The 24,152-nt window shown below is 61.2% G+C and carries 24 protein-coding genes and 1 tRNA gene; 12 read left to right on the forward strand and 13 right to left on the reverse strand.

The genetic code is table 11. From position 1 onward, the window contains the following. Positions 1–87: 87 nt before the first annotated feature. A complete protein-coding gene (locus NKJ32_RS20415) occupies positions 88–444 on the reverse strand; it encodes a hypothetical protein (RefSeq protein ID WP_023675018.1) in 357 nt (118 codons plus the stop codon). A 198-nt stretch (positions 445–642) separates the two neighbouring features. Between NKJ32_RS20415 and NKJ32_RS20420 the strand changes: the two genes are divergently transcribed. Next, positions 643–1,371 (forward strand): hypothetical protein, encoded by a 729-nt coding sequence (locus tag NKJ32_RS20420; protein ID WP_352828653.1) that lies wholly within the window; start codon positions 643–645, stop codon positions 1,369–1,371. Between the two features lie 580 nt (positions 1,372–1,951). On the opposite strand, the gene moaA is transcribed toward NKJ32_RS20420, so the two are convergent. Continuing rightward, positions 1,952–2,947: a GTP 3',8-cyclase MoaA gene (moaA, locus tag NKJ32_RS20425; protein WP_352568644.1), complete on the reverse strand. Its 996-nt coding sequence runs from the start codon at positions 2,945–2,947 to the stop codon at positions 1,952–1,954. A 199-nt stretch (positions 2,948–3,146) separates the two neighbouring features. Between moaA and NKJ32_RS20430 the strand changes: the two genes are divergently transcribed. Then, complete coding sequence (locus NKJ32_RS20430; protein WP_352828656.1) at positions 3,147–3,500, forward strand: gamma-butyrobetaine hydroxylase family protein; 354 nt, start codon at positions 3,147–3,149, stop codon at positions 3,498–3,500. A gap of 24 nt (positions 3,501–3,524) precedes the next feature. Here the strand turns inward: NKJ32_RS20430 and NKJ32_RS20435 are convergent, their stop codons facing one another. After that, positions 3,525–3,953, reverse strand: coding sequence for a nuclear transport factor 2 family protein (locus NKJ32_RS20435; protein ID WP_352698893.1), 429 nt, complete (start codon positions 3,951–3,953; stop codon positions 3,525–3,527). Positions 3,954–4,112: 159 nt separating this feature from the next. Here NKJ32_RS20435 and NKJ32_RS20440 point away from each other — a divergent pair, with 159 nt between their 5' ends. Beyond that, the gene (locus tag NKJ32_RS20440; RefSeq protein WP_023675024.1) at positions 4,113–4,724 is read left to right on the forward strand and encodes a pyridoxamine 5'-phosphate oxidase family protein; all 612 of its coding nucleotides are present in this window, start codon (positions 4,113–4,115) and stop codon (positions 4,722–4,724) included. A gap of 27 nt (positions 4,725–4,751) precedes the next feature. Here NKJ32_RS20440 and NKJ32_RS20445 read toward each other — a convergent pair whose 3' ends face one another. After that, positions 4,752–5,204, reverse strand: coding sequence for a MarR family winged helix-turn-helix transcriptional regulator (locus tag NKJ32_RS20445; protein ID WP_352456748.1), 453 nt, complete (start codon positions 5,202–5,204; stop codon positions 4,752–4,754). Positions 5,205–5,251: 47 nt separating this feature from the next. Between NKJ32_RS20445 and NKJ32_RS20450 the strand changes: the two genes are divergently transcribed. Next, on the forward strand, positions 5,252–6,160 hold the full coding sequence (locus tag NKJ32_RS20450; protein ID WP_352785108.1) for an alpha/beta hydrolase: 909 nt from the start codon (positions 5,252–5,254) through the stop codon (positions 6,158–6,160). A gap of 34 nt (positions 6,161–6,194) precedes the next feature. On the opposite strand, the gene NKJ32_RS20455 is transcribed toward NKJ32_RS20450, so the two are convergent. Next, positions 6,195–6,809 carry a TetR/AcrR family transcriptional regulator gene (locus tag NKJ32_RS20455; RefSeq protein ID WP_023675027.1) on the reverse strand — a complete coding sequence of 205 codons (615 nt, stop codon included), beginning with the start codon at positions 6,807–6,809 and terminating at the stop codon, positions 6,195–6,197. Between the two features lie 97 nt (positions 6,810–6,906). On the opposite strand from NKJ32_RS20455, the gene NKJ32_RS20460 reads away from it, so the two are divergent. Both NKJ32_RS20460 and NKJ32_RS20465 read left to right on the forward strand, forming a co-directional pair. Then, positions 6,907–7,653 carry a 3-oxoacyl-ACP reductase family protein gene (locus NKJ32_RS20460; RefSeq protein WP_352785104.1) on the forward strand — a complete coding sequence of 249 codons (747 nt, stop codon included), beginning with the start codon at positions 6,907–6,909 and terminating at the stop codon, positions 7,651–7,653. Positions 7,654–7,872: 219 nt separating this feature from the next. Beyond that, complete coding sequence (locus tag NKJ32_RS20465) at positions 7,873–9,777, forward strand: L,D-transpeptidase family protein (protein ID WP_352828660.1); 1,905 nt, start codon at positions 7,873–7,875, stop codon at positions 9,775–9,777. Positions 9,778–9,788: 11 nt separating this feature from the next. Here NKJ32_RS20465 and NKJ32_RS20470 read toward each other — a convergent pair whose 3' ends face one another. Together NKJ32_RS20470 and NKJ32_RS20475 are read right to left on the reverse strand one after the other, a co-directional pair. After that, positions 9,789–10,265, reverse strand: a complete 477-nt coding sequence (locus tag NKJ32_RS20470; protein WP_352785099.1) for a hypothetical protein — start codon at positions 10,263–10,265, stop codon at positions 9,789–9,791. A 126-nt stretch (positions 10,266–10,391) separates the two neighbouring features. Further along, a complete protein-coding gene (locus NKJ32_RS20475; protein ID WP_023675031.1) occupies positions 10,392–10,643 on the reverse strand; it encodes a PepSY domain-containing protein in 252 nt (83 codons plus the stop codon). Positions 10,644–10,846: 203 nt separating this feature from the next. Between NKJ32_RS20475 and NKJ32_RS20480 the strand changes: the two genes are divergently transcribed. Further along, positions 10,847–11,956 carry a hypothetical protein gene (locus tag NKJ32_RS20480; RefSeq protein ID WP_352828663.1) on the forward strand — a complete coding sequence of 370 codons (1,110 nt, stop codon included), beginning with the start codon at positions 10,847–10,849 and terminating at the stop codon, positions 11,954–11,956. 276 nt (positions 11,957–12,232) lie between these two features. Here the strand turns inward: NKJ32_RS20480 and NKJ32_RS20485 are convergent. After that, positions 12,233–12,307 (reverse strand) — tRNA-Val (locus NKJ32_RS20485). Between the two features lie 103 nt (positions 12,308–12,410). Continuing rightward, positions 12,411–13,094 carry a phosphoglycolate phosphatase gene (locus NKJ32_RS20490; protein WP_352682754.1) on the reverse strand — a complete coding sequence of 228 codons (684 nt, stop codon included), beginning with the start codon at positions 13,092–13,094 and terminating at the stop codon, positions 12,411–12,413. Positions 13,095–13,239: 145 nt separating this feature from the next. Between NKJ32_RS20490 and rpiA the strand changes: the two genes are divergently transcribed. The 3 genes from rpiA (at position 13,240) to gor (ending at position 16,042) form a co-directional block, all read left to right on the forward strand. Then, entirely contained in the window at positions 13,240–13,971 is a 732-nt protein-coding gene (gene rpiA / locus NKJ32_RS20495) for a ribose-5-phosphate isomerase RpiA (protein ID WP_352456755.1), read from the forward strand. Beyond that, positions 13,958–14,536 (forward strand): DUF2059 domain-containing protein, encoded by a 579-nt coding sequence (locus NKJ32_RS20500; protein WP_352448901.1) that lies wholly within the window; start codon positions 13,958–13,960, stop codon positions 14,534–14,536. Before rpiA ends, NKJ32_RS20500 begins: the two co-directional genes overlap by 14 nt. A 117-nt stretch (positions 14,537–14,653) precedes the next feature. After that, complete coding sequence (gene gor / locus NKJ32_RS20505) at positions 14,654–16,042, forward strand: glutathione-disulfide reductase (RefSeq protein ID WP_352828665.1); 1,389 nt, start codon at positions 14,654–14,656, stop codon at positions 16,040–16,042. A 57-nt stretch (positions 16,043–16,099) separates the two neighbouring features. Here gor and mgtE read toward each other — a convergent pair whose 3' ends face one another. Both mgtE and NKJ32_RS20515 read right to left on the reverse strand, forming a co-directional pair. Next, positions 16,100–17,464, reverse strand: a complete 1,365-nt coding sequence (gene mgtE / locus NKJ32_RS20510) for a magnesium transporter (RefSeq protein WP_352785091.1) — start codon at positions 17,462–17,464, stop codon at positions 16,100–16,102. Positions 17,465–17,735: 271 nt separating this feature from the next. Next, complete coding sequence (locus NKJ32_RS20515; RefSeq protein ID WP_352828668.1) at positions 17,736–19,625, reverse strand: ABC transporter ATP-binding protein/permease; 1,890 nt, start codon at positions 19,623–19,625, stop codon at positions 17,736–17,738. Between the two features lie 627 nt (positions 19,626–20,252). On the opposite strand from NKJ32_RS20515, the gene NKJ32_RS20520 reads away from it, so the two are divergent. Next, positions 20,253–20,687 carry a hypothetical protein gene (locus tag NKJ32_RS20520; protein WP_023675039.1) on the forward strand — a complete coding sequence of 145 codons (435 nt, stop codon included), beginning with the start codon at positions 20,253–20,255 and terminating at the stop codon, positions 20,685–20,687. Between the two features lie 6 nt (positions 20,688–20,693). On the opposite strand, the gene NKJ32_RS20525 is transcribed toward NKJ32_RS20520, so the two are convergent. Continuing rightward, positions 20,694–21,371 (reverse strand): DsbA family oxidoreductase, encoded by a 678-nt coding sequence (locus NKJ32_RS20525; protein ID WP_352523735.1) that lies wholly within the window; start codon positions 21,369–21,371, stop codon positions 20,694–20,696. A gap of 23 nt (positions 21,372–21,394) precedes the next feature. After that, positions 21,395–23,215, reverse strand: a complete 1,821-nt coding sequence (locus NKJ32_RS20530) for an extracellular solute-binding protein (RefSeq protein ID WP_352828671.1) — start codon at positions 23,213–23,215, stop codon at positions 21,395–21,397. 231 nt (positions 23,216–23,446) lie between these two features. Between NKJ32_RS20530 and NKJ32_RS20535 the strand changes: the two genes are divergently transcribed. Then, the gene (locus NKJ32_RS20535; protein ID WP_023675042.1) at positions 23,447–24,076 is read left to right on the forward strand and encodes an invasion associated locus B family protein; all 630 of its coding nucleotides are present in this window, start codon (positions 23,447–23,449) and stop codon (positions 24,074–24,076) included. Positions 24,077–24,152: the final 76 nt, after the last annotated feature.

Genomic DNA, 24,152 nt, shown 5'->3' on the forward strand with positions numbered 1-24,152 from the left:
GCCGCGTCACGTGATCGGGCTCAGACCTTGGACCGAAACTGCGAAGGAGGAAAATCACACTTGACCATGTAATCCCCATGTGAGGGCTTATTTGGGCGTCAGTACCTCGGTGCCGTTGCCTTCCTTGCCGGCAATCGTCCACAGGCCATGCAGCGAGCCGTCTTCCTGCACCTTGTAGACGACTAGACCGACCGCCTTGCCCATGACATAGCCGGCGGAGAAGGCATCGTCGTTGCGCATGCAGATACCGTCCGAGGACGAGCCGCCTGTCTCCCAATGGATCGTGCAGGTCGTCTCGCTGGTCAGCGTGATCGTCGCGTCGCCACCATAGGACGACCCATCGAAATTGGTGCCGGCCACGGCATAGGTGCCGCCGATCGACTGAGCCGCCGCGGGCAGGGCCGCGAGGCTGAGCAATGCAAGAGAAAGAATGAGTTTGCGCATATCGTATTCCCCCACTGGGCGAAGAACCGCTCCAGAGCAGAGGCTAGGCCCGAATGGGCTTCCGGTAAATCCGGTGACCGTTTGCGGACAAGACCTTTTCTGGGTGTGACCCCAAAAAAGGTGCCGTTCTAAAGGATGGGTTCGGAGGGCAAATTTGTCACACTGCGGCTCGAGGAAAATTTTTCGACGAGATCAAATTTGCTCGGCAAGATTCACCAAATTGGTCATTGTAAGCTTCTGATCGTGTTGGGGAGATGGTCCATGATGAATGCACGAGGCAATGCGGACTGGCTTGGCACAGGCAGCAGGCGGCATGTTTCGTCGGCTTTCCGGTTCTCTTCTGCCCTGGCGGTTATCCTCATGGCGATAGCGCCTGCGTTCGCCGAGAACGGCGCTTCGGCGTCGGCAGTCGAACGGATGTCCACGTCGGGTCACGAAGCGGATGAGCTCGCTCGCCGCGTCGGGAAATGGTCCGTCGTCAACACGATCTGGCCAACGCCCGGCGCCCAGCCGATCGTGATGACGGGGCTGGTGGCCGAGCGCACGATGATCGGTCCCTTCATGCAGGAGGTGATGCGCCCGGCGCCCGGGTCGAAAATGCCGGACTTCCAGCGGATAGCCTATTTGAGCTATGACCGGGTGGAGGGCCGCTGGAAGTATGTCTCCATGGACACCCGTTTCCCGGCAGGGATCATGCCCGCCTGGAGTTTTGGTGGTGAGGAGGACGGCAAGATTTCACTGCTGTTCCAGCCGCTTGGTTTCGTCGGCTTCGGCCCCGAGGTCGAAGGGCGGTTCACGGCCTCCGATTTCGTCATTTCCAGGGACGGCGACAATCACGAAGTGGCCGAGCAACATTTCCTCCAGGCCAATGGCAGCGGCAAAAAATGGCTTGCCGTACGATATGATTACACGCGCCAACAACCGTGATTTGCTAGCAAAAACAATAGGCTGCCAATAAGTTCTGACGTCGCCGGATGCTCGCGGTCCCCTGAGGCTGCCGGCGATCGCATCGACGAGCGGGTCGTATTTCGATTTCAGGGCTGGCGGGTAGTCGATCCAGACCGTGCGGATGACACCGTCTTTTCCGAACAGGCGGCGTTCATAGAAGATGTTCCCACCTTTGATGCCCGACAGCACCGCCCAGTCCTTGCCGGTCTTGCTGTAGGTGATCCTGTAGCCAGGTTCCTTGCTGGCCCTCTCGGCGGAGACGAAGGCTGTCGGGGTGTCATCATCGATGTTGAGGATACCCGAACAGATCAGGCTGGCGCCATCGGCAGTGAGCCATTGTTGTCCATCGCCATTGTCCGGCTCAGGCTGGCGAAGAGTGAAGATTTCATCCGGAAAGGTGCAGATGGTACCGAAGCGCTCGTTCGTGTAGGTAAATGGCGCGGCAACTGCCGTGGTCCCCGCCATCACTCCGAAAAACCTCAGGACTGCAAAAAACCGCTGCACGCCTTGCCTCGCGCCGATACCAAGGCGATTATTCTTGCACGAAATCGGCGAAAAATCAGCCGCCGGTGACGCTCATATGCCGCGACACCGACGGACGGTTGGTGCGGCGATCGATGATGAAGTCGTGGCCTTTGGGCTTGCGGCCGATTGCTTCGTCAATGGCATCGGCGACCAGCTCGTTGCCTTCCGACGCACGCAGCGGCGCGCGCAGGTCGGCCGCATCTTCCTGGCCGAGGCACATGTAAAGGGTGCCGGTGCAGGTCAGCCGGACCCGGTTGCAGCTTTCGCAGAAATTATGCGTCATCGGCGTGATGAAGCCCAGCCGTCCGCCGGTCTCGGCGACTTGGACATAGCGGGCCGGGCCACCGGTCTTGTAGGGAATATCGCTCAGCGTGAACTGGCGCTCGAGTGCTGCGCGCAGCAGCGACAGCGGCAAATACTGGTCGGTGCGGTCGGCGTCGATCTCGCCCATGGGCATGGTTTCGATGACCGTCAGATCCATGCCGCGGCCATGCGCCCAGCGCAGCATTTCCGGCAATTCGGCGTCATTGAAGTCCTTCAACGCCACGGCGTTGAGCTTTACCTTTAGCCCGGCCGCCTGCGCGGCGTCGATGCCGTCCATGACCTTGTCCAGATTGCCCCAGCGGGTGATCTGGCGGAATTTGTCGGCATCGAGGGTATCGAGCGAGACGTTAATGCGCTTGACGCCGCAGTCGGCGAGCTCGGCGGCAAAGCGGGAAAGCTGCGATCCGTTGGTGGTCAGCGTCAGCTCTTCCAGTGCACCACTCTCGAGATGCCGCGAAAGCTGGCGTACCAGGTGCATGATGTTCTTGCGCACAAGCGGCTCACCGCCGGTGAGGCGGAGCTTGCGCACACCCTTTTCGATGAAGACCGTGCAGAGCCGGTCGAGCTCTTCCAGCGACAGCAGGTCCTTCTTCGGCAGGAACGTCATGTCCTCGGCCATGCAATAGGTGCAGCGGAAATCGCAGCGGTCGGTGACCGACACGCGCAGGTAGGTGATCGTGCGACCGAAAGGATCGATCATATCCATGCTTGTGCGCTTCCCGTGGGCGTGAACGGCTTCGTTATATATGGCTATGTGATACGAGCCAACTTGGCATTCAAGATAGAAGCTCGCGATCATCGGTAACATTCCGACGCCGACAGATCATGTCGGAACTTTCCATGCGGCCTTTTCCCTCGACGCGAAGCGGCGTAGGGAAGGGAAGTTCTCCGCAGGATCCACCACCATGACAGCGCCAAAAGAACTTAGGGTCTCGAAGGACCGCAAGCTGCTTTCCGTCACCTTTCCGGGCCATCAGCCGTTCGAATTGTCGGCCGAGCTGCTGCGCGTCGCCTCGCCATCGGCCGAGGTGCAGGGCCATTCGCCCGAACAGCGCGTCACCGTTCCCGGCAAGCGCAATGTAGCGATTCTGAAGATCGAGCCGGTCGGCAACTATGCCGTGCGCATCACCTTCGACGATTTCCACGACACCGGTATCTTCACCTGGAACTACCTGCATACGCTGGGTCATGAGAAGGATGCACGCTGGGGCGCCTATCTCGCCGAACTGGAAGAGAAGGGGCTGAGCCGCGACCGTTGAAATGCATCCCGCAGGACTCTCAGGTCAACGCAAGATCGCCAGTATCTCGCTGGTGTCGTAATAAAACGGCGTGCCTTCGATCAGCCGGTCATCCTTGAAGCGCAAGACTTCGGCAAACGGCTGTTTGATGGTTGCACCATTGGCCCGCGATGTCAGCGAAAGCGAGCAGCTCATGAACACCGTGTCATCGTTTTGGGCGACCTGAAGGTCCTCCACCGCCACGTCGCTCCAGATTTCCCGCATTTTGCGGAAAAGGGCGCCAACGCCGTCGAGGCCGTTCCAGTCACCGGCATAGGGCAGGGAGCGCGGCTCATGCACGACAATGTCGGCATGAAATGCGCCGGCAAGCACATCGAGGCTCTCCGAGCCTGATTGCAGGAAACGCATTTCAACATTGAACATGTTTTCAATAAGTTCCATGGCGGTGCGTCGCCGGTCGAGCGGTTTATCCATTTTTGACCTCCGTATCCGTTGGCACGATCATGCAGGTAAAGCGGTTTGCCCTTGTTTGCGTTGCCTCGACACCCGTTTCCTGATGACCGGCAAACGGGCACTTGTCGTGAAAACGTCATCCATCTGGAGTAGCGCCGGCAAAGCTTTGGAGACGAAACCATGTCCATGATCACCAGCATCGAACAGCTTGAAGCGCTCTATGGCCTGCCCGGCGAGGCGTCGGTGGTCAAGGAACTCGACCAGCTGATTCGCGAATACGCAGCTATCATCGAGGCTTCGCCGTTTGCCGCGCTCGCAACCTGCGGGCCAGAAGGGCTGGACTGCTCGCCGCGCGGCGATCTCGCCGGCTTCGTCCGCATCCACGATCCGAAAACGCTGATGATGCCGGACCGGCGCGGCAACAACCGTGCCGATTCGCTAAGGAACATCCTTCGCGATCCGCGCGTCGCGCTCCTGTTCCTGGTGCCGGGTTCCGGCACGACGCTGCGCGTCAATGGCCGCGCCCACATCACCACCGATACCGGGCTCTGCGCCTCGTTCGCCGTCGAGGGCAAGCCGGCGCGCTCGGTGACGATCATCGAGATCGATGCGGTTTATTTCCAGTGCGCCCGCGCCATCCACCGATCGGAACTGTGGAATCCGGCAAGGCATGTCGACCCGAGATCGCTGCCGACTCCCGGCCAAATCCTGGAAATCACCAGCCGCAAGAACATTGACGGCGAAGTCTACGACAAGGAATGGCCCGAGCGCGCGAAAAAATCGATGTGGTGAAGCATTTGGTGGTGGAGCACTGGGCTGTCAGGCGGTCTTCAAAACCTCGGCAACCCTACGCATCTGTTCGCCGATCATGTCACATTGTTCCGGCGTCGACTGGCTCATCGCCTTCTCGATCAGCGCCATATGGACCTTCAGCGCCTGCATCAGCAGTGCCTCGCCGGCCTCTGTCAACGTCAGCCTCAGCACGCGCTTGTCCTTCTCGTCGCCCTCGCGGCGCAGCAGGCCACGGGTCTCCAGCTGAGGCAAAAGCATGGTGATGTTGGAGCGGCCGACCAGCAGCCGACGAGCAAGGTCGTGCTGCGACATGCCGGGATGACGGTAGAGGTTCATCAGCACGTCGAGCTGCGCCGGCTTCAGGTCGAGCGGCGCAAGCTTCACCGCCAGGGTGCGTTCCACCACATGGCAGGCGCGCGCCACCGCGACCCAGTTGCGAAAACGCGGGTTGTCCCAGGGCAGGTCTTGCTTAATGTTCATGTTTGAACTATTATGTTCATGCTTGAACCAATGAATGGATCGCCACTATGGCATCATTTGGACTGAAGGTCATCCGCGGCACGTTCGGCGTGGCTGAGCATGTGGCACCGCGACTCACCGGGCGTGCTGCATTCGAGCTGTTCTGCCGCACGCCGCACGAGAAGAGCTTGAGCGAAGGCGAGCGCCGCGCAATTGATCGCGCCGCCGATTTCATGACCCAGGCACGCCATCACCGGCTAAAGACCAGAACCGGCTGCGTCATGGTGCATGAATTCCGGCCCGAGCCGGGCAGGGCGACTGCCGGCACCGTGCTCGTCATCCATGGTTGGCGTTCGCGCACCGAATACATGCGCGCGCTGATCGAAGCCTATCGCGATGCCGGCTACAAGGTGGTCTCGCTCGATCTGCCGGGCCACGGCCAGTCGCAGGGCCGCCGGCTTACCCTGGTCAGTGCGGTCGATGCGGCACGGGTTGCCGGCGAATGGTTCGGCCCGTTCGCGGCCATTGTCGGCCATTCCTTTGGTGGTGCCGTTGCCGCCAACGCCGTCGCCGGTTCGATCAGGAACATCCCGCGATTGGCGGCCGGGCGGCTGGTGCTTATCGCCGCGCCGAGCTCGCTGCCGGCGATCTTCGCTGATTTCAGCCGCATGCTGAATGTCGGCTCGCGCTCGCAGGCCGCCATGGCCGACCGGGTCGAGCGCATCGCCGGCCGGCCGTTGCACGAGTTCACCGGTGACCGCCAGCTCGCAAGCACGCCGCTGCCGACGCTGGTGATCCACGCGCCGAACGACCGCGAAGTGTCCGCCGAGCATGCAAGGCTCTACGCGCGCGCCGGCGACCATGTGCGGCTTTACTGGGCCGACGGGCTCGGCCACCGCCGCATTCTCGCCGACAGGGGTGTGGCGGAGCGTGCCGTTGGCTTCGTTGCCGGCAGACTGGAGCCGTCTCTGCAGTGACCTGAATATCGTTCTTGTCAGCCGGTTTCGACCGTCACGCCGCCCCGGTGCTGGCCATCGCTATCCAAGCTGCCATCGCCCCGGCCACCGTCGCCAGAAGAGCCGAGCGCGACGCGCCGTCGCGCGCCTGGATCGACATGCCGTGCTGCACGGTCGCGTAGAAGGTCGCGGCCGTACCGCAGTCGAAATCGGCCGGCAACTCTCCCTCGGCCACGCCACTCTCGAGGCGTCTCAGCAAGGCTTCGCGGTTTTCGGCGCGGCGACGGCGCAGATCATCGCAGATGGCGCCGCGGCTTGAATCCTGGTGCAAAGCGCCGAGCGCGATAAGGCAGCCTTGCGGGCGACCGGTCTGTGAATAGGCCCTGGCCGTCTGCCGCAGGAACCGCTCGACCGCCTGGCGCGCGGTCGGCGCCTTGTCCAGCGCGGACCAGATCTCGGTTCCCTCGACCCGCGTGTAAAGCTCGGTTGCCTCGAGAAACAGCGCTTCCTTGCTGCCGAAGGCGGCATAGAGGCTGGGAGAGTTGATGCCCATTGCGGCGGTCAGGTCGCTTATCGACGCGCCCTCATAACCCTTGGCCCAAAACACTTCCATTGCCCGCCGCAAGGCGGCGGCTCGATCGAAGGTGCGGGGGCGGCCTCGTTCCGGCATGGCATCCTTTCTGTATTGATCGATACATAATTTGGTTGACGCGGTTCAGCAAGGCTGGCAGATATTTATGTATCAATCACTACAAATGGAGAAGCAGGTGTCATCCAGAAGATTGAACGGCAAGGCCGCCCTCGTCACCGGCGGCAGCCGCGGCATTGGTGCGGCGATCGCAAGAAGGCTCGCGGCCGACGGCGCAGGCGTGGCGATCACCTATGTGAATGGCGAGGAAGGGGCGCGTGCGGTGGTCAGGGAAATCGAGGCGGCCGGCGGCCGGGCCTTTGCCATCAAGGCCGACAATCGCGATGCTGGGGCGATCGAGGCGGCAGTCGATGAGGCAGCAAAAGCCTTCGGACGGCTCGACATCCTCGTCAACAGCGCCGGCATCTGGCGCGCTGCGCCGATCGATGCCCTGTCGCTTGCCGACTTCGACGAGACGATGGAGGTCAACCTCAGAGCCCCGTTCGTCGCCGCCAAGGCGGCAGCAGCGCATATGGGTGAGGGTGGCCGGATCATCTCGATCGGCAGCAATCTGGCCGAGCGTGCCACCGACGCCGGCCTGTGCGCCTATTCGGCCAGCAAGGCTGCTTTGGTTGGCCTGACCAAGGCCTTTGCACGCGATCTCGGTCCGCGCGGCATCACCGCCAATGTCGTCCATCCGGGGTCGACCGATACCGACATGAATCCGGCAGGCGGCCCGCACGCCGAGCATCAGCGCCAGAAGATGGCGATGCCTCGCTTCGGCACGGCCGACGAGATCGCCGGCATGGTTGCGTGGCTTGCCGGCCCCGAAGGGCGCTTCGTGACAGGCGCGGCATTGACCATCGACGGCGGCGCCAACGCTTGAGGTTTGGCTCACGGGCACTACCATTGGTCGGGAGCGACGGCGGATTCGCTCCCCCGTCACGACGTTGTGAAACCGTTCTGCAACAGACGTTCCGAAATTTATGAAAGCTTAACGAAATCAGTATGAATCAGTGTAGTCACGCCTTACATCCGCCATGCGGTGGGCGAGACCGTGAAAGCGGTGCGGAACGGGATCCGGTTCAACCGGAGCGGGTGATCCATGAAACTCCTTGGAAACAAAGCAACCGTGCTGCCGTTTGCGGTCGCCGCGGCAATGCTGGCCTTCGGGGCGCCGAAGGCTGAAGCGCAAGGGTTCTTCGACATGCTTTTCGGCGGCGGCGTCAAACACGCGCCGCCGAAAGGTAACTTTCCGCCGCCACCGTCAAAATACAAGCCGAAGCCCAGGGCGCCGGCCGCTTCCGGTGGTGGGGGCGGTGGTGGTGCGCAAATCAGCGGCCCGTCCTATTATACCTACAAGAGCGATCCGCTGGTGCGCGTCGATTTTTCGGCACTGTCGGCAGCGCCTGAACCAGCAACGCCTCAGGACGCTGCTTTCGAGCCGGCGGCCACCGGGGCTGCATTCCGCGAAGCCATTGCCGGCCTCGACGGCTATGATCTCTACGCCGAGAAGGACATCGCCAAGGCGCTGATCGCCTATTACTCGGCCAATCCGGATTTCATCTGGGTGACGGGAACCAGTCCCAGCAGCCGTGCCCAGGATGCCGTGCGGGTGCTGGGCGAGGCCGCGAGCTACGGCCTGACGCCCGCCGACTACACCGTCGAAGTTCCGGCAGCAGGCACATCGGCGGGCAATGTCGATGAACGCCTGAAAGAGCTGGTCCGCTTCGAGATGGCGCTGTCGGCGCGTGTCCTGCGCTACGCCCGTGACGCACAAAGCGGCCGCGTCGATCCCAACCGAATGACCGGCTACTACGATCTTCCGCCGAAGCCGCTCGACATGGATGGGGTGCTGAAGACGCTGGCCCATACCCAGCAAGTGCGCACTTATCTCGAGTCACGGCATCCACAGAATTCCGAGTATCAGGCGCTGCGCGTCGAACTGGAAGCGCTCCAGGCCAGCACCGAAGACGAAATCACCATCGATCCCAATCTGCTGTTGAAGCCGGGGCAGACCAGCCCCGAGCTGCCGAAGCTTTTGACAAAGATCGCGCGCAATCTCGATGACGAGATGGGCGGCGCCTATGGCGAGGTCCTGGCGAGGCTCGCTACCAGCGAGGTCTACGATCCGGAGCTGGTGCCGGTGATCAAGGCGGTGCAGAAACGGGCCGGCATGAAAGGCGACGGCGTCATCGGCCCGCGTACCGTTGCATCGTTGGCCGGAACGTCCAAGGCCGACAAAGTTCAGAAGGTTCGGGTTGCGCTCGAAGAGTTGCGCTGGTTGCCTTCCGACCTTGGCAGCCCGCGCGTCTTCATCAACCAGCCGGCTTTCACCGCGAGCTATATCGATGATGGCGAGGAGAAGCTGAAGACCCGTGCCGTCGTCGGCAGGCCCACCAACCAGACTGCTTTCTTCTATGATCAGATCGAGCAGGTCGACTTTCATCCCTATTGGGGCGTGCCGCAGTCGATCCTGGTCAACGAGATGCTGCCGCGGCTGCGCCGGGATCCTGGCTATCTCGACCGCGCCGGCTACGAGGTGGTCAATGCCCGCGGCAAGCGCATTCCCTCGTCCTCGGTCAATTGGGGCGCCTACGGCGCAAAGATACCCTACGGCGTGCGCCAGCTGCCGAGCGAGGCCAACGCGCTTGGCGAGCTGAAGATACTGTTCCCCAACAAGCATGCAATCTACATGCACGATACGCCGCAGAAGTCGTTTTTCCAGCGCGACATGCGTGCGCTCAGCCATGGCTGCGTTCGCTTGCAGGATCCGCGCGGCATGGCCGCTGCCGTGCTCGGCACCTCGGTCGACTACATCGAGGACAAACTGAAACACGGACATTCGACCGAGGACGTGACACGCAAGATCCCGGTCTATGTCGCCTATTTCACCGCATGGCCGGACCTGTCCGGCAAGGTCGAATACTTCAACGACGTCTACGGCCGGGATACAAGGCTGCAGCAGGCGCTCGACAGCACGGAAGCGGTGCGTTCGCCGGCAAGCTGACGAATGCGGTTCTAGCGCTGAAACAGCGGACGCCGGAAACCGGCATCGCGTCCGGCGATGAGCCAATAGACCAGGCCCGCGACAACGCCTGCGGCGGCAATGATGCCGATATCGGCCCAGCGCTCCGGGTTCGTGTCATCCGGTACACTGGGCCAGATCAAGGCGAAGCCGCCAACCGCGGCCGCCGCGCCGAAGACCATGTGCAGCCAAAAAGTGCGCAGCGAGAAGAACTCGGCAATCAGTGCGAAGATCAGCGTCTGCAGGCCGGTCAGCACGATCGTCAGAAAATAGATGAACATGCCGAGCGGTGGCAATAGTAGCACTGCGACAGGTGTGACACCCATGACGTCGAAGTAACTTGGCGCATTTGGCAGCGAGCTCAGCCCGCCATAGATCGCCGCCACCGCGATCAGCCCAACCAGTACCGCTATGAAATAACCCGCGAACATCATCAGAAAGCGTTTCAATACGTGCCTTACCGTCGCCATGCCCACCCCCGCGCGCAATGATAGCACCCAGTCAGCCATCAAAGTCATATCTACGCAAGGGTGTGCCGAAGGCCGGGGCCTTCGAGGCGCGCCATTTTTTAGAATCTGGACCGTTGGCGGCCAGCTTCATTTCGGCGCGGCTGTCACCGGATCATAGGTGATTTCGACTTTCGCCTTGTCGCTCGTGTAATAAATGACGGTGTAGCCATCGCTGTCCCAATCGATTTCCTTGATGTAGCGGAAGTCGTCGCGCTGCTCGACCTTGGCGATGATTTCCGACAGCTTCTTGGCATTCTGCGGCGGCACCGGATTTTCGTCCGCGGCAAAGGCCGATCCGCCGACAAGCAGCACGGCGGCCGCCAAAACAAGTCTGGACATGGCTTTCCCTCACATTTCGATGAGCAGAAACTCGTTTCCATGCAGGTTTGTTCCGGGATAGCGGACCGTTGCGCAACAAGGAGGCGCCGTCCGTACCTGATTTATGGCTGCCGAAAGAACACGGCGACTGCTTAAAATCATGATGCGTCGCCTCAACATCGCGGCCGTAATAGTGCCGGTGGTCATTCGGGTTTTACATGCAAATGCGTCATGCCATCATATTTGTACTTTTCATATTTTCCATTCCGGCCATTTCGATGCCTGTCCAGAAAGCCGAGGCGCCGGAACCTGAACGCTATACGGTCTATTCCGCCGACGACCGCATCGAGGTTTCGTTCTGGGATATCGAGCAGATGAAGGTGCGAGCCGGCTCCAACGTTTGCCAGTTCCGAGAGCTATACGAGCTACACCAGCGCTTTGAATTTCGCCCAAAAGAATTTTGGCGGCGAGGGGGGCTACCTGCAGCTGCTAGTGGTAAAAATCTGACGCTTGGTGCCCGATGCGGATTAACTGTTCCGACCCTTTCCGGTCGTACAGACGTGGCAATGCTACGGCGTCAGTTGACCCGTTCCGATCATTGGCCATCTTGCAACCGTTTGAAATCTGGCGCTAGATGGGACATGGGACCATTACTGCGCGAGGTCTCTATGGCAAACACAGAAGAAGGAACGCGCGTAGCAGGAGTTTGGCTTGCGATCGCCTCTATCCTGCTGGCAGGCGCGCTGGTCGGCCATGGTCCGATCGATCCCGATATGGGTCGCCAGATGGGAGTCATCACCGACGACCCTGTCCGATGGGCGATCATCCATTGGGTTTCCGCGGTAGCGCTATCACTGTTCGTCCTGACAGGTCTGATCGTGCTGGCGGCCAGATGGCGCCTCACCGAGGCGTGGTGGACGTTGTCTGCCTGGGGTGTGCTGACTGTCGGCGCCCTCTGGACCATGACGACCGCGGTGGCCGGGGCCACCGTGGTCTCCGCCGCTGCTGCCGCCGGGGACACGGCAACTTTCGAGGCCTGGTGGGCATTTTCCGAAGGAAAGGCTAACGGCTTCATGTTTTTGGCGTTGGCCGTTGCCGTGATCGCTGGCAACGAGGCGCAGACCACTCACCGAGCCACGCCGGTCTGGGCATCGTACATCGCAGTCGTGGCCGGAATTGGAGCCTTCCTCGGTTGGCCCCTGGGCATGTGGCTCGGAGTCACCCTGGGCAGCTTCGTCTGGGTCGTGGCATCACTGGTGATGTCCCTGTGGACACTTTGGTTCGGGTTGGGTTTAGCGCGGACCGTGATCGGGCTGCGGCCTCACAATGGGTGACATCGAGTCCGTAGCGGGAGCGTAGCGAGCGACCGCTTGATGACCGCGACGGGCGCTCCAGCCGCTCCGAGGCGGCGGGGATTGCTTCGCGCCGCTGAAAACGGCCTCGACGCGCGAGTTTGCCGAATGGGCAATATGCTTGCAGTAGGCGCGATAAAGCCGCGTCAGCAGCCGGAGCGAAAGGCAGGTTTACCCAGAGCGGGCCACTGCTTCGGCACCAAGCGTCAGATTTTGACCACTAGCCGCTCTGATTTGGAATTGATTCAGGAAAGCAGATGGTGGGCGATGCAGGGATTGAACCTGCGACCCCACCCGTGTGAAGGGTGTGCTCTCCCGCTGAGCTAATCGCCCGCTCGTTGCCCGAAGGCCAAGCGCGCCGCGATATAAGGGAGGCCGGCCTGCTAAGTCAACCACTTGTCGGTCGGCATCTGGCGGTCCGCCCGATGGGCAGCTTTCAGCCTTCTGCCGCGGCCATCAGCCCTTGTACCAGATCGAGCGTCAGCGAATCGAAATGCGAGATCACCGCCGACGGTTCGAACTCTCGCACATGGCGATCGGTGTAGCCGAAATCGACTGCCACCACCGGAATCCCGGCGGCTTTCGCCGTGTCGATGTCGGTCTGCGAATCACCGACCATCAGTGCACGATGCGGGTCGCCACCGGCGCGCGCGATGGTCTGCGTGAGATGGCGCGGGTCGGGCTTGCGGAACGGAAAACTATCCTGACCGCAGATCGCCGCGAAATGCCTGGTCATACCGAGCGCCTCGATCAGCGCCACCGAATTGGCCTCGTATTTATTGGTGCAGATGGCCAGCAGGTAACCGGCTGCCTCGAACCGTGCGATCGCCTCCGGGACGCCGGGGTAGGGGCGCGATTTGCCGGGGATGTTAACGGTGTAATGGTCCAGAAACAGCTTGAGCAGGCGGTCGTGCTCCTCCACTGCCAGCGACCTGTGCTGCGCGGCGTGGGCCCGCTCGATCATCACCCGGCCGCCATGGCCGACGAAGCGCCTGAAGCCGGCTTCGTCGACGGCCGCGAGTTGGCTGGCGGCAAGGCTGTGGTTGAGACTGTCGAGCAGGTCCGGCGCCGTGTCGATCAGCGTCCCGTCGAGGTCGAACACGATGATCGGTCGGGTCATGGCCTGTCCTGTGACGATTTTGATTGCCGGCAGGCGATAACCGCTGCGGCCCGTTCAGGCAAGCCGGCTTGTCCACCGCGGGCAAGGTCCTTTGACCAGCCCGGCAAAAATGCTACGAGCGCCGAAACAAATCTCGGGACCCGGCATGGATGCGAGGCAATTGAAGGTTGAGGCCGCGCGGGCAGCGCTTGCCCATGTCACGGATGGCATGCGGCTCGGCATCGGCACCGGCACGACGGCGGACGAGTTCGTGCGGCTGCTCGCCGACAAGGTCGCCACCGGCCTGACTGTCATCGGCGTGCCGACCTCGGAGCGCACCGCGGTCCTTTGCACCGAGCTTGGTGTGCCGCTGTCCACCCTCGAGGAAACCCCCGAGCTCGATCTCACCATCGACGGCGCCGACGAGATCGATCCGGCGCTGACATTGGTCAAGGGCGGCGGCGGCGCGCTGCTGCGCGAAAAGATCGTCGCGGCGGCCTCCGCCCGCATGATCGTCATCGCCGACAGCTCCAAGATGGTCGAGATGATCGGCCGTTTTCCGCTGCCCATCGAAGTCAACCGGTTTGGCCTGCGCGCCACCGAAATTGCGGTCGGCGCGGCGGCTGCAAACCTTGGCCTTTCCGGCCCTGTTACATTGAGGATGACGGGGAGCCAGCCATTTGTTACAGACGGCGGCCATTTTATCCTCGATGCATCTTTTGGCCGCATTCCGGATACAAGAGCGCTTTCGAATGCTCTCCACGCCATTCCGGGCGTGGTCGAGCATGGTCTTTTCATCGGGCTGGCATCAACGGCCATCATAGCCGGCGGCGACGGCATCCAAACCGTCCATGCCGCCCGAAAATCAGGGAGTTTTACCGATCATGATGTTGCATAACCGGGTTGGCCGCTTTTTTGCCATTCTGGCGGCCTCGGCCGTTTTCGCGTTTTCGTCGCCTGCGTTTTCGCAGGACGTCACCGATGCGCATTTGAAGGCGGCGCGCGCCGCCGTCGCGGCGATCCATGCGACGGATACGTTCGACAGCATCCTGCCGCAAGCGGCCGCGGCACTGGAGCAGCAGCTGATCCAGAAGAACCCGGACATGCAGGAACTGATCGCCAAGACGATCAACGAGAAGGCGATGGCCTTGGCATCGCGCCGCGCCGACCTGGAAAAGGAAGCGGCGCTCGCCTATGCAAAGGTGTTCTCGGAAAAGGAACTCAATGAAATCGCCGCCTTCTACAATTCCGATTCCGGCAAGAAGCTGCTCGACAACGGCCCGATCGTGACGCGCGAACTGGTGAAGGCTGCCGAGATCTGGCAGAACGGCCTGGCTCGCGATCTCGCCCAGCAGGTCGGCGAAACCCTGGGTGCAGCGGCGAATGCCAAGGCGCCGGCTGCACCTGCCGACGGTACCGCTCCGGCCGATGGCGCAGCTCCCGCGGACGCTACACCGAATTGATTGCGGACTTCCGAGCCGCCTGACCGCCACTGGACCAAAAGCCCGGCAAGTCCGGGCTTTTCTTTTGATAGTCGGCAGCCTACCTGTCTCGGGGTTTGAGGGGCAAGGAGTTCAGCCATGGCCGGTTACGACTACGATCTTTTCGTCATCGGCGGCGGCTCCGGCGGGGTGAGGGCGGCGCGCGTCGCGGCAGCACTCGGCAAGCGTGTCGGCATTGCCGAGGAATACCGCTATGGCGGCACATGCGTGATCCGTGGCTGCGTGCCGAAGAAGCTCTATGTCTACGCCTCGCAATTCCCCGAGCGTTTCGCCGACGCCGTCGGTTATGGCTGGACGGTGCCTGAGGCGCGTTTCGACTGGCAGACGCTGGTCGCCAACAAGGACCGCGAAATCAGCCGGCTGGAGGCCATCTACAAGAAGAACGTGCAGGGCGCCGGCGGCGAGGTCTTTCATTCGCGCGCCACCCTGGTCGATCGGCATGTGGTGCATCTTCTTGGTGAGGATCGCACCGTTACCGCCGACCAGATCCTGATCGCTACCGGCGGGCGACCGGCGCCGCATCCGGCATTGCCCGGCCATGAGCACTGCATCTTTTCCAACGAGGCCTTCGACCTCAAGGAACTGCCGAAGGCAATCATGATCGAGGGCGGCGGCTATATCGCCGTCGAATTCGCCAACATCTTTCACGGCCTCGGCGTCGACACGACGCTGGTCTACCGCGGCAAGGAGATCCTCAGCCGTTTCGACATGGACCTCAGACGCATGCTGCACGACACGATGGAAAAGAAAGGGATAAAAATCCTCTGCCACGCCGTGTCCGAGTGGGTCAGGAAGCGGCCTGACGGCCGGCTCGACGCGCTTGTCACCGGCGGCACGGTGCTGACGGTCGACCAGGTTATGCTCGCCATCGGCCGCATTCCCAATACCGAGAACATGGGCCTGGAAGGCGTCGGCATCGAGATGACCAAAACCGGGGCAATCCACGTCGACGAATACTCCCGCACGAACATCGACAACGTCTGGGCAATCGGTGACGTCACCCATCGCGTGCAATTGACGCCGGTGGCAATCCACGAGGCGATGTGCTTCGTCGAGACCGCCTTCAAGGACAAGCCGACGGCGCCCGACCATGACACGATCGCTACCGCAGTCTTTTCGCAGCCCGAGATCGGTACGGTCGGCCTGTCGGAGGATGAGGCGGCAAAGCGCTTTTCGGATGTTGAAATCTACCGCGCCACCTTCCGGCCGATGCGGCACACACTTTCCGGCCGCGACGAAAAGATGCTGATGAAGCTGGTCGTCGACGGCGCCTCGAAAAGGGTCCTCGGCGCCCACATTCTCGGGCCGGATGCCGGCGAAATGGCGCAGCTTCTCGGCATACCGCTGAAGGCCGGCCTGACCAAGGATGATTTCGATCGCACCATGGCGGTGCATCCGACCGCCGCGGAAGAACTCGTCACCATGTACAAGCCGACTTACCGGGTGAGAGATGGTGAGCGCGTCTGACGCGACGACAACCCATCGCGGCAACGAAATTGCCGCGATGGAAGTGCGTGAGTTTTCTTACAGCAACGTTCCGCGCAGGATCACCAGCGCCACAGAAAAATAGATCACCAGCCCGGTGACGTCGACCAGCGTGGCGACGAACGGGGCCGAGGCGCTGGCCGGGTCGAAGCCCATGCGCTTCAGGGCGAACGGCAGCATCGATCCAGACAGCGAGCCGAAGGTGACGATGCCAACCAGCGTGGCGCCGATCGTCATTGCGATCAGCGGCCAGTGCGGGCCGTAGTCGTAGAAGCCGAGATACTGCCAGAGCGCGATGCGGCAGACGCCGACCACGCCAAGAATCGAGCCAAGCACCAGGCCGGTGGGCAGCTCGCGCAATGCCACCCGCCACCAGTCGCCAAGGCCGATCTCGCGCAGTGCCAGCGCCCGGATGACGAGCGAGGTCGCCTGCGAGCCGGAATTGCCGCCGGAGCTCATGATCAATGGAATAAATAGCGTCAGCACGATCGCCTTTTCCAGCTCGCCCTCGTAACTTTGCATCGCGTTGGCGGTCAGCATCTCGCTGATAAACAGCGCGCACAGCCAGCCGCCGCGTTTCTGGATCATCGCCAGAAAGCCCATCTTCATATACGGCTCGTCGAGAGCCTCCATGCCGCCGAAACGATGCACATCCTCCGTCGTTTCGTCGATCATCGTGTCGATAATATCGTCGATGGTAACGATGCCGAGCAGTTTGCCGTTGTCCACGACCGGAACGGCGAGCAGATCATATTTCGAGATCAACTGAGCAACCTTTTCACTATCGGTCAGCGGTGAAACGGTGATAGGCGCACGATCCGGCGCGATTGCCATGATCAGCTCGTCGGGCCCGCCAGCGATCAGTCGACGCAGGCTGGTCGAGCGCAACAGGACATGCGTTTGCGGATCGACGATGTAGATCGCGTAGACGGTTTCGCGAGTCCGCTCCACCTTGCGGATATAATCCAGCGTGCGGGCCACGCTCCAGTCCGGCGGCACGCTGACATATTCGGTCGTCATGAGCGAGGCGGCGCTGCCTTCGGGATAGCCGAGAATGGCAAGCAGCGTCGCGCGCAGCGGTGGCGCCAGGCCACCAAGCAGTTCGGAACGAGCCGGCTCGTTCAGATCGCGCAGTATGTCGGCGGCGCGGTCGACCGACATGGCGGCAAGCAGTCTGCCTGCCTTGATGCGGGGCAGCGCCTCGACCAGTTCGGATGCGCCGTCGAGTTCAGGCTGGTCGAAGATCTCGACCAGCCGCTCGAACGGCACTTCGCAAAGCAGCTCCGATGCCGTCTCGCGGGGCTCCTGGTTCAAGGCCTCGACGATGTCGGCGACGTGGTCGTTGGCAAGTACGCGAGCGATGGCGATGGCATCGCCGCCCGCGACAGGGGAAAACTCGTTCATGGCTCACTCCTTGCCGTCCGGCAGGACGTGAGCCTGTCAGGTCACGTCAAGCGGACGGCGGTTGCGTTCGACTGTGACTGTCGCCAGGCATGGCGCGGTGACCTTTCTGCTCGCGGGTTCGAGTTGAGATTCTGCAAGCCGGCGCAACATAGGAGCGCGCCTTGCCGAGTCAATCGCGAGAGCGGTTAAAGCGGCGGCAAACCGACTGGATCGCGAGACTGTGATCGGGCGACGTGGCAGGCTGGCTGGATGCCGGCAGTGGTGCCCGCGGCTATCTCTGCTTCAGCCGGCGGGGAAAGCGCAGCCATTTGTCCTCGGCCGGCCGCGTCGGCTGCGTGAGGATGGTGGTGAGCTCTACCGGCAAGCTCGGAACCAGCGGCTTCTTGGTGGCGACGCCGTCGGCGATCGCAACCACGCTGTGGTAGAATTCGGTGCCCGCGAGCGATCTCGGCGGCGTCGCCTCATGCATGATCGAGATCACAGTTGCATCAGGGCAATTATCCTTGATCGCCTGGTGGAAGGCGATCCGTCCATCGGGGTCGAGCGCGCCGGTGGCTTCATCGAGGAACAGCAATCCCGGCTGCTGCAGCACGATACGGGCGACAACCAGCTTCTGTTTCTGCCCACCCGAGAGAACCTGATCCCAGATCTTTCCTTCACGACTCTCATCGGCCAAATGCTCGATGAAATCGCCGAGGCCGGCCTTGTGCAGGGCGGATGCGACCTGCAGGTCGGCGTAATCATGCTCGGAACCGGGCAGGCAGACCAGTTGCTTCAACGAGACCTGCTGCAGCTTCACCTCCTGGGCGGCGTAGAAACTCCTGACCCCTTCCGGGAAGACGATGGTACCGCGGCCATAAGGCCACAGCCCGTTGATCGCCTTAATCAGCGAGGTCTTGCCGCAGCCGGATTCGCCCTTGAGGAAAGTCCACTCGCCACGCCGGAAGCGCAAATTTGCAGCACTCAGGAAGGGCGTTGCGTCCTCGCCCTGATGCGCCAGTTCGAGCTTCTGGATGGTCAGGCCGAAAACCGGGTTTTGGCGGTCGTAGCGAAAATCGGAGCGGCCGGTCTGCTGATAAAATTCCTGCGGGTGCTGGACGTCTTCGATCGCCTGCGCCAATTCAATGACGCGCAAGCTGTTGGCGCGCAACGTGGCAAGACTTGGCATGACATGGATGAACCACGAACATTTGCTGATCAGCGCGTTGACCTGTTCGGAACCTGTTATGTAACCCTTGAGGTCGAGGCCGTTATGGATGAACGGCACAAGGCCAGGCCCGAAGGCGACAATTTTGGCACCGACAAAGTTATAGACCGATTCGAATCCCGAATAGATGGTGTTGACGATGTTGAACTTCGACCAAGTCCTATCGATGTCGAGATAGAGCCGGCTATGTATCGTCTTCTGCACGACTTCGCCTTGCGAGGCCGCCACATGAAAGCTGCGGCGCAATAACGTGATCAGTTCGCCCCGATAGCTGCCTTCAGCCTTCTGCATCCTGATGTTGAGCCACTCCAGCATTCCGCCGATTTTGACTGCGATCCAGGTGTTGAACGGCACGTAGAGAGCGACCGCCAGCAGAGCAAGCACGACACTCCCGTAGCTGCCGAGGAACTCGAGTCCTTTTACCTCCACAGAATTTGCCAACAAAGCTCCACCGACAAAGTAGAGCGAGGTAAAGACACTGAATACCCCCATGGCAAGCCCAATAGCGCCGCCTGTCATGTCCTTGATCGATTCCTGCACGCGCTGGTCGATGTTGTCGGGCGCTGCCGTGCCGGACGAGCCATGCTGGGCGTGGTAGTGTGAATGGTTGGGGTCGAGTAGCGCCGCATTGAAACGGCTATCTAGCCAGCCGCGCCATTTGCGATGCAATGTCGCCGATACAAACTTGCATGTACTGGTAATGCCCATGTCCTTGAGCACGACCAGCAGCACGAGCAGGCCGGCATTGGTCAGCAACGTTTTGAGCGGCGTGGTATTCGCGGCGTCGTGAAAAAAAGCGATTGAGGTATATAGTTCAGCCGCCGCCACGGTAAACCAGACGTCGGCTTTGCTAGAGAGCCCTGTCAGCAAGCCTATTACCAAGGTGAGCGTCCAGGCTTCGACCCACTTGTCCGAGAACCAGTAGGCCCGCATCAGTCCCCAGAAGCTGCGCATCGACGATACGGGCGTCAGGGGCGACTGCCTTGCGGCACCGCGGAGCCATTTTTCCGATATTGAATGTCGCGTTGGTCTATCGACCCGAATCACTATCCCGCCCAAACGATTTTTCTTTTGTTACGGACAGTAACACCAATTGATCATTTTCCATTAGCTTTTCACCAGTCGCAGGTGGCTTAGCTCGCCGGCCGTTGCAGTGGAGCAACAGAATGAATGATCACGGCGCTATGTCGTCATGCTTCGAGAGGCGGAATACCAACGCAATTTCAAATAGTTACTTGCCTGCGCCGGAGCAAGTAGAGACCTTCCCCTGGGGAAGGTCTTCACACAGCTTTGTGAACATAGAAGCGCCGTCCAGCGGTCGATCTTCACAGCCTGACTCGCCTTCACGGCCAGTCCGGCCTCGTCGGCGGCCAGAACGTGACCGTATGATTCGTGGTTGAAGCCGCCTTGTCAGGACCCGTAGTCGGCCAAGCAATGACTTTGCCGACACAGTCCAGGATGAAGATCAATATCAATTAGCCCGTGCCTTTTTAAGAGCGCGCACAAACCGCGTTTGACAAACACGCGCTTCGGATTGAACCTGCCGGACGCATCCAGGTTTGAACCGGGGGGAAGTTCGCCATGCTTGCACGGACATTTTTTGTCGCGACGCTCGCAACATTTTTCTGGCTGCCGCAAACATATGCCGGCAGCCAGACCGTTCCCGCAAACGCCGAGGGACAGATCGAGTTCAACACGCCGTCCGGCAATATTGGCTGCATCTACACGCCGAACGGCGGCACCAGCACCTACGAGCCACAGGATGGCGGACCGGAACTGAGCTGTTCGCGCGTCGAGCCCAGCTACGTCACCGTCATCCTCGGCCCGAAAGGTCCGGCGACGCTGATCAAGAATCCGGGCGAGCAAGGCTGCTGCGGCGGCGTCACCAGGCTGGCGTACGGCGCCAGCTGGAGTAAGGGCCCGTTTTCCTGCCAGTCATCCACCAAGGGATTGACCTGCACCGGCAAGCATGGCCATGGCTTTTTCATCAGCAAGGCCAAGGTGACGGTGAAGTAGCCCGACTCAGTTCGCTGTTTCCAGTTCGCCGCGTGCCTTGGCCGCGGCGACCTGGCGGAGTGCATCGGCGAGCGTATCGGCGTCCTGGGCGCCCATCACCGCATATTTGCCTTCAAGCAGAAAGCACGGCACACCCGATATGCCCATGCGCGAAGCGGTGGCGATTTCGGTGCGCACCGCCTCGACATCGGCGTCGGTCGGCAGAAGCGTTTCGACCACGGAGGCATCCATGCCGGCTTCGCGCGCGGCTTCGATCAGCACGGCATGATCGCCGAGATTGGCGCCTTCCTCGAAATTCAGCTGGAACAGCCGACGCACCACCCGGTTCTGAATGGCCTCGCCGGCCGTCCCGGCCCAGCGAATGAGACGGTGCGCATCCAGCGTATTGGGCGCGACCTTGATAGCGTCGAAGGCGAAGGAAATCCCTTCAGCCTCGCCCAGCGGCTCGATCCGGGCATGGATTTCGCGGATGCGTTGCTCGCTGCCGAATTTCGCCACCATATAGTCGCGGCGGTTCTTGCCCTCGGGCGGGATTGTCGGGTCGAGTTGGAAGGGCCGCCAGCGTATGTGAACGTCGATATCGACGGCGGCAATCGCCTTGTCGAGCCGTTTCTGGCCGATAAAGCACCAGGGGCACACGACGTCGGAGACCACATCGACGGTAATCGAGTTCTCGTCGTTCATCTTGATCTCCTGTTGTGAAGAGGTCACTTCGGTTTGCGCCACCAGGTCGGCAACTGATAACCGTATATGGGCGTCTTTTGCGGATGTTCCAGATAGTTCCAATAAGCGAGCCATTGCTGGTTGTTGTGCTGCGTCGGCACCATGTAGTTGCCGGAGATCAGCAGCCGGTCGAGAACGCGGACGGCGGCGACGGAGTCCTCCTTCGAACGAGCTCTCAGCATCGCCTCGATCGCCGCATCCACCGCCGGATCGGCGACGCCGGCGAGGTTGAACGATCCTTCGGCCTTGGCGGCAGCGGATCCCCAGCGCCCGGTTTGCTCGATACCGGGCGACAGCGAGTTGTTGAAACCGGTCGAGCCGACCAGCACCTCGAAATCGAAACGCTGCTTGCGCGACTGGATCTGATCACCGTCGAGGCTGCGGATGCCGACATCGATGCCGAGCTTCTCAAGGGTGCGCTGATAGATAGCGGCAAGTCGCTCTTCGTCCTGCGAGGCGGTCAGGATCTCGAAACCGAACGGCTTTCCCTCGGGATCGAGCATCGCGCCGTCCTGCACCGTATAGCCCGCGCCCTTCAGCAGCTCGAATGCCGCCTTCAGCACCTTGCGGTCCTGGCCGGAGCCGTCGGTAACGGGCGGCCTGTAGGTGCCGTCCATGACATCTGCGGGCACGCGGCCGGGGTAGGGGGCCAGCAGGGCCTTTTCCTTTTCGCTGGCCGGGTGGCCGAGCGCGGACAGTTCGGAATTCTGCCAAAAGCTCATCGTGCGCGTGTATTTGCCGCCGAACAGATTCTTGTTGGCCCATTCGAAATCGTAGAGCATGCCGAGCGCGCGCCGCACGACCGGATTGGAAAATTTCGGCAGCCGCGTGTTGAACAGGAAACCGTTGACCACCGGCGGAATGCCGGTATCGAAAGTTTCGGCGATGATTTCGCCCCTGTGGAAGGCCGGAAAATCGAGATCGCGCTCGCGTTTGACCGGGTCGCTGTCGTCGTCGATGGCGCAGATGCCTTTCTTGAACGCTTCCTGCTTGGCGTTGGCGTTGAGGAAATATTCGATGGTGATCTGGTCGTAATTGTCGAAGCCGCGCTTGGACGGCACGTCCTTGCCCCAATAGTCCGGATTGCGCTTGAACACGATGCGCTGACCGGGCACGACTTGCGCCACCGTGTAAGGCCCGCTGCCGATCACCGGCTTTAGCGTCGTCCTGTCGAAGGTGTCCTTGTTGAAGGCGTGTTTCGGGATGATCGGCGTCAGCGCAATGATCAAAGGAAATTCGCGGTCGGCCTTGTCGTTGAAGGTGAAGCGCACACTGCGGTCGCCGGTCTTTTCGAGCTTGGCAATCGCTTTCATTCGCTGGCTGTAAGGTGGGCGGCCCTTCTCGGTGAAGACGTCATAGGTAAACAACACGTCTTCCGGCGTCACCGGCTCGCCGTCCGACCATTTGGCGTTGGGATCGAGGTGGAATTCGATGCTCTTGCGCTCGGGATCCATGTCGGCGGTATCGGCGAGCAGGCCGTAGAGACTGAAGGCCTCGTCGTAGTTGCGCTGCATCAACGGCTCGAAGACAAGATTACCAAAGGCTTGATCCATCATGCCGCGCGCGGTGGTGCGCAGGCTTCTCAGGATGAACGGATTGAGATTGTCGAAGCTGCAGACGACGCAATAGGTAATGCTGCCGCCTTTCGGCGCGTCGGGATTCACATAGTTGAAATGCTTGTAGTCGGATGGCAGCGCCGGCTCGCCCTGCATGGCAAGCGCGTGCTTCGGTTCCGACAGGCCCGGCTGCAGGGAAAGGCCGACAAACAACATTGTGGCGATCAGCCAAACGACAACGCGGCCCATGACTGTCTCCTTCCCGATTCGATGCGCAGCATACATGAGCCGGTCGTGCACCGGCCAACCCCTTGAGCCTATCCCTCGGCCAAGATTCGCGAGACCCGGGCTGGATTCGGCACCGCTTGCAGTGTAACACGCCGTCCGAAGTCATTCTGTTGCCTCATTTCGGCAACAGGTAGCTGGACCACACGGCATGAAAAAAGCCGGTTCCGGGATCATTTGAGAGGAATGCACGACATGACGAGCCTGAACAGCAACGCGTACCGCCTGTCGGTCATGGCCGCTGGCGTAGTCGGCATTCTGGGCGCCGGGATTCCCGCTGCTTCCGCGCAGCAGCAACAGCAGATTCCGCAAGGCTGGTTCAAGGCCTGCACCAAGCAGGAAGACGTCGACATCTGCAATGTCCAGAACATCACCACCGCCGGCAACGGCCAGCTCATCACTGGCGTCAGCCTGATCGAATTGAAGGGCAAGGTGAACCGCAAGGTGTTCCAGGTGACGGTTCCGACCGGCCGTCTCGTTCCTCCCGGCATCGGCCTCCAGATCGACGGCGGCAAGGCGCAGAAGCTCGACTATGTGATCTGTTTTCCGGATCGCTGCGTGGCGGAAGTGCCGCTGACCGATCAGCTCGTCGCGTCCTTCAAGAAAGGTTCGAACCTGACGCTGACCTCGGTCAATTTCCAGAACCAGCCGAACCCGATCAAGATCGCGCTGACCGGCTTCAGCGGCGCCTTCGACGGCCCGCCGCTGCAGCAGTCGGACATCGAGGACCGACAGAAGAAGCTCCAGGAGTTCGTCGCCAAGAACAATCAGGACTTTGCCAAGAAGCTCAAGGAAGAGCAGGAAAAGGCGAAGGCCGCCAACTGATCGACGGGTTTTCGAACCAACAAAAAAGCGGGGGCTTATACCCCGCTTTTTTCGTTTGGACCGGCTGTTTGTCGGG

The sequence above is a fragment of the Mesorhizobium sp. M0159 genome, from assembly GCF_040322295.1.
Classification (GTDB): domain Bacteria; phylum Pseudomonadota; class Alphaproteobacteria; order Rhizobiales; family Rhizobiaceae; genus Mesorhizobium.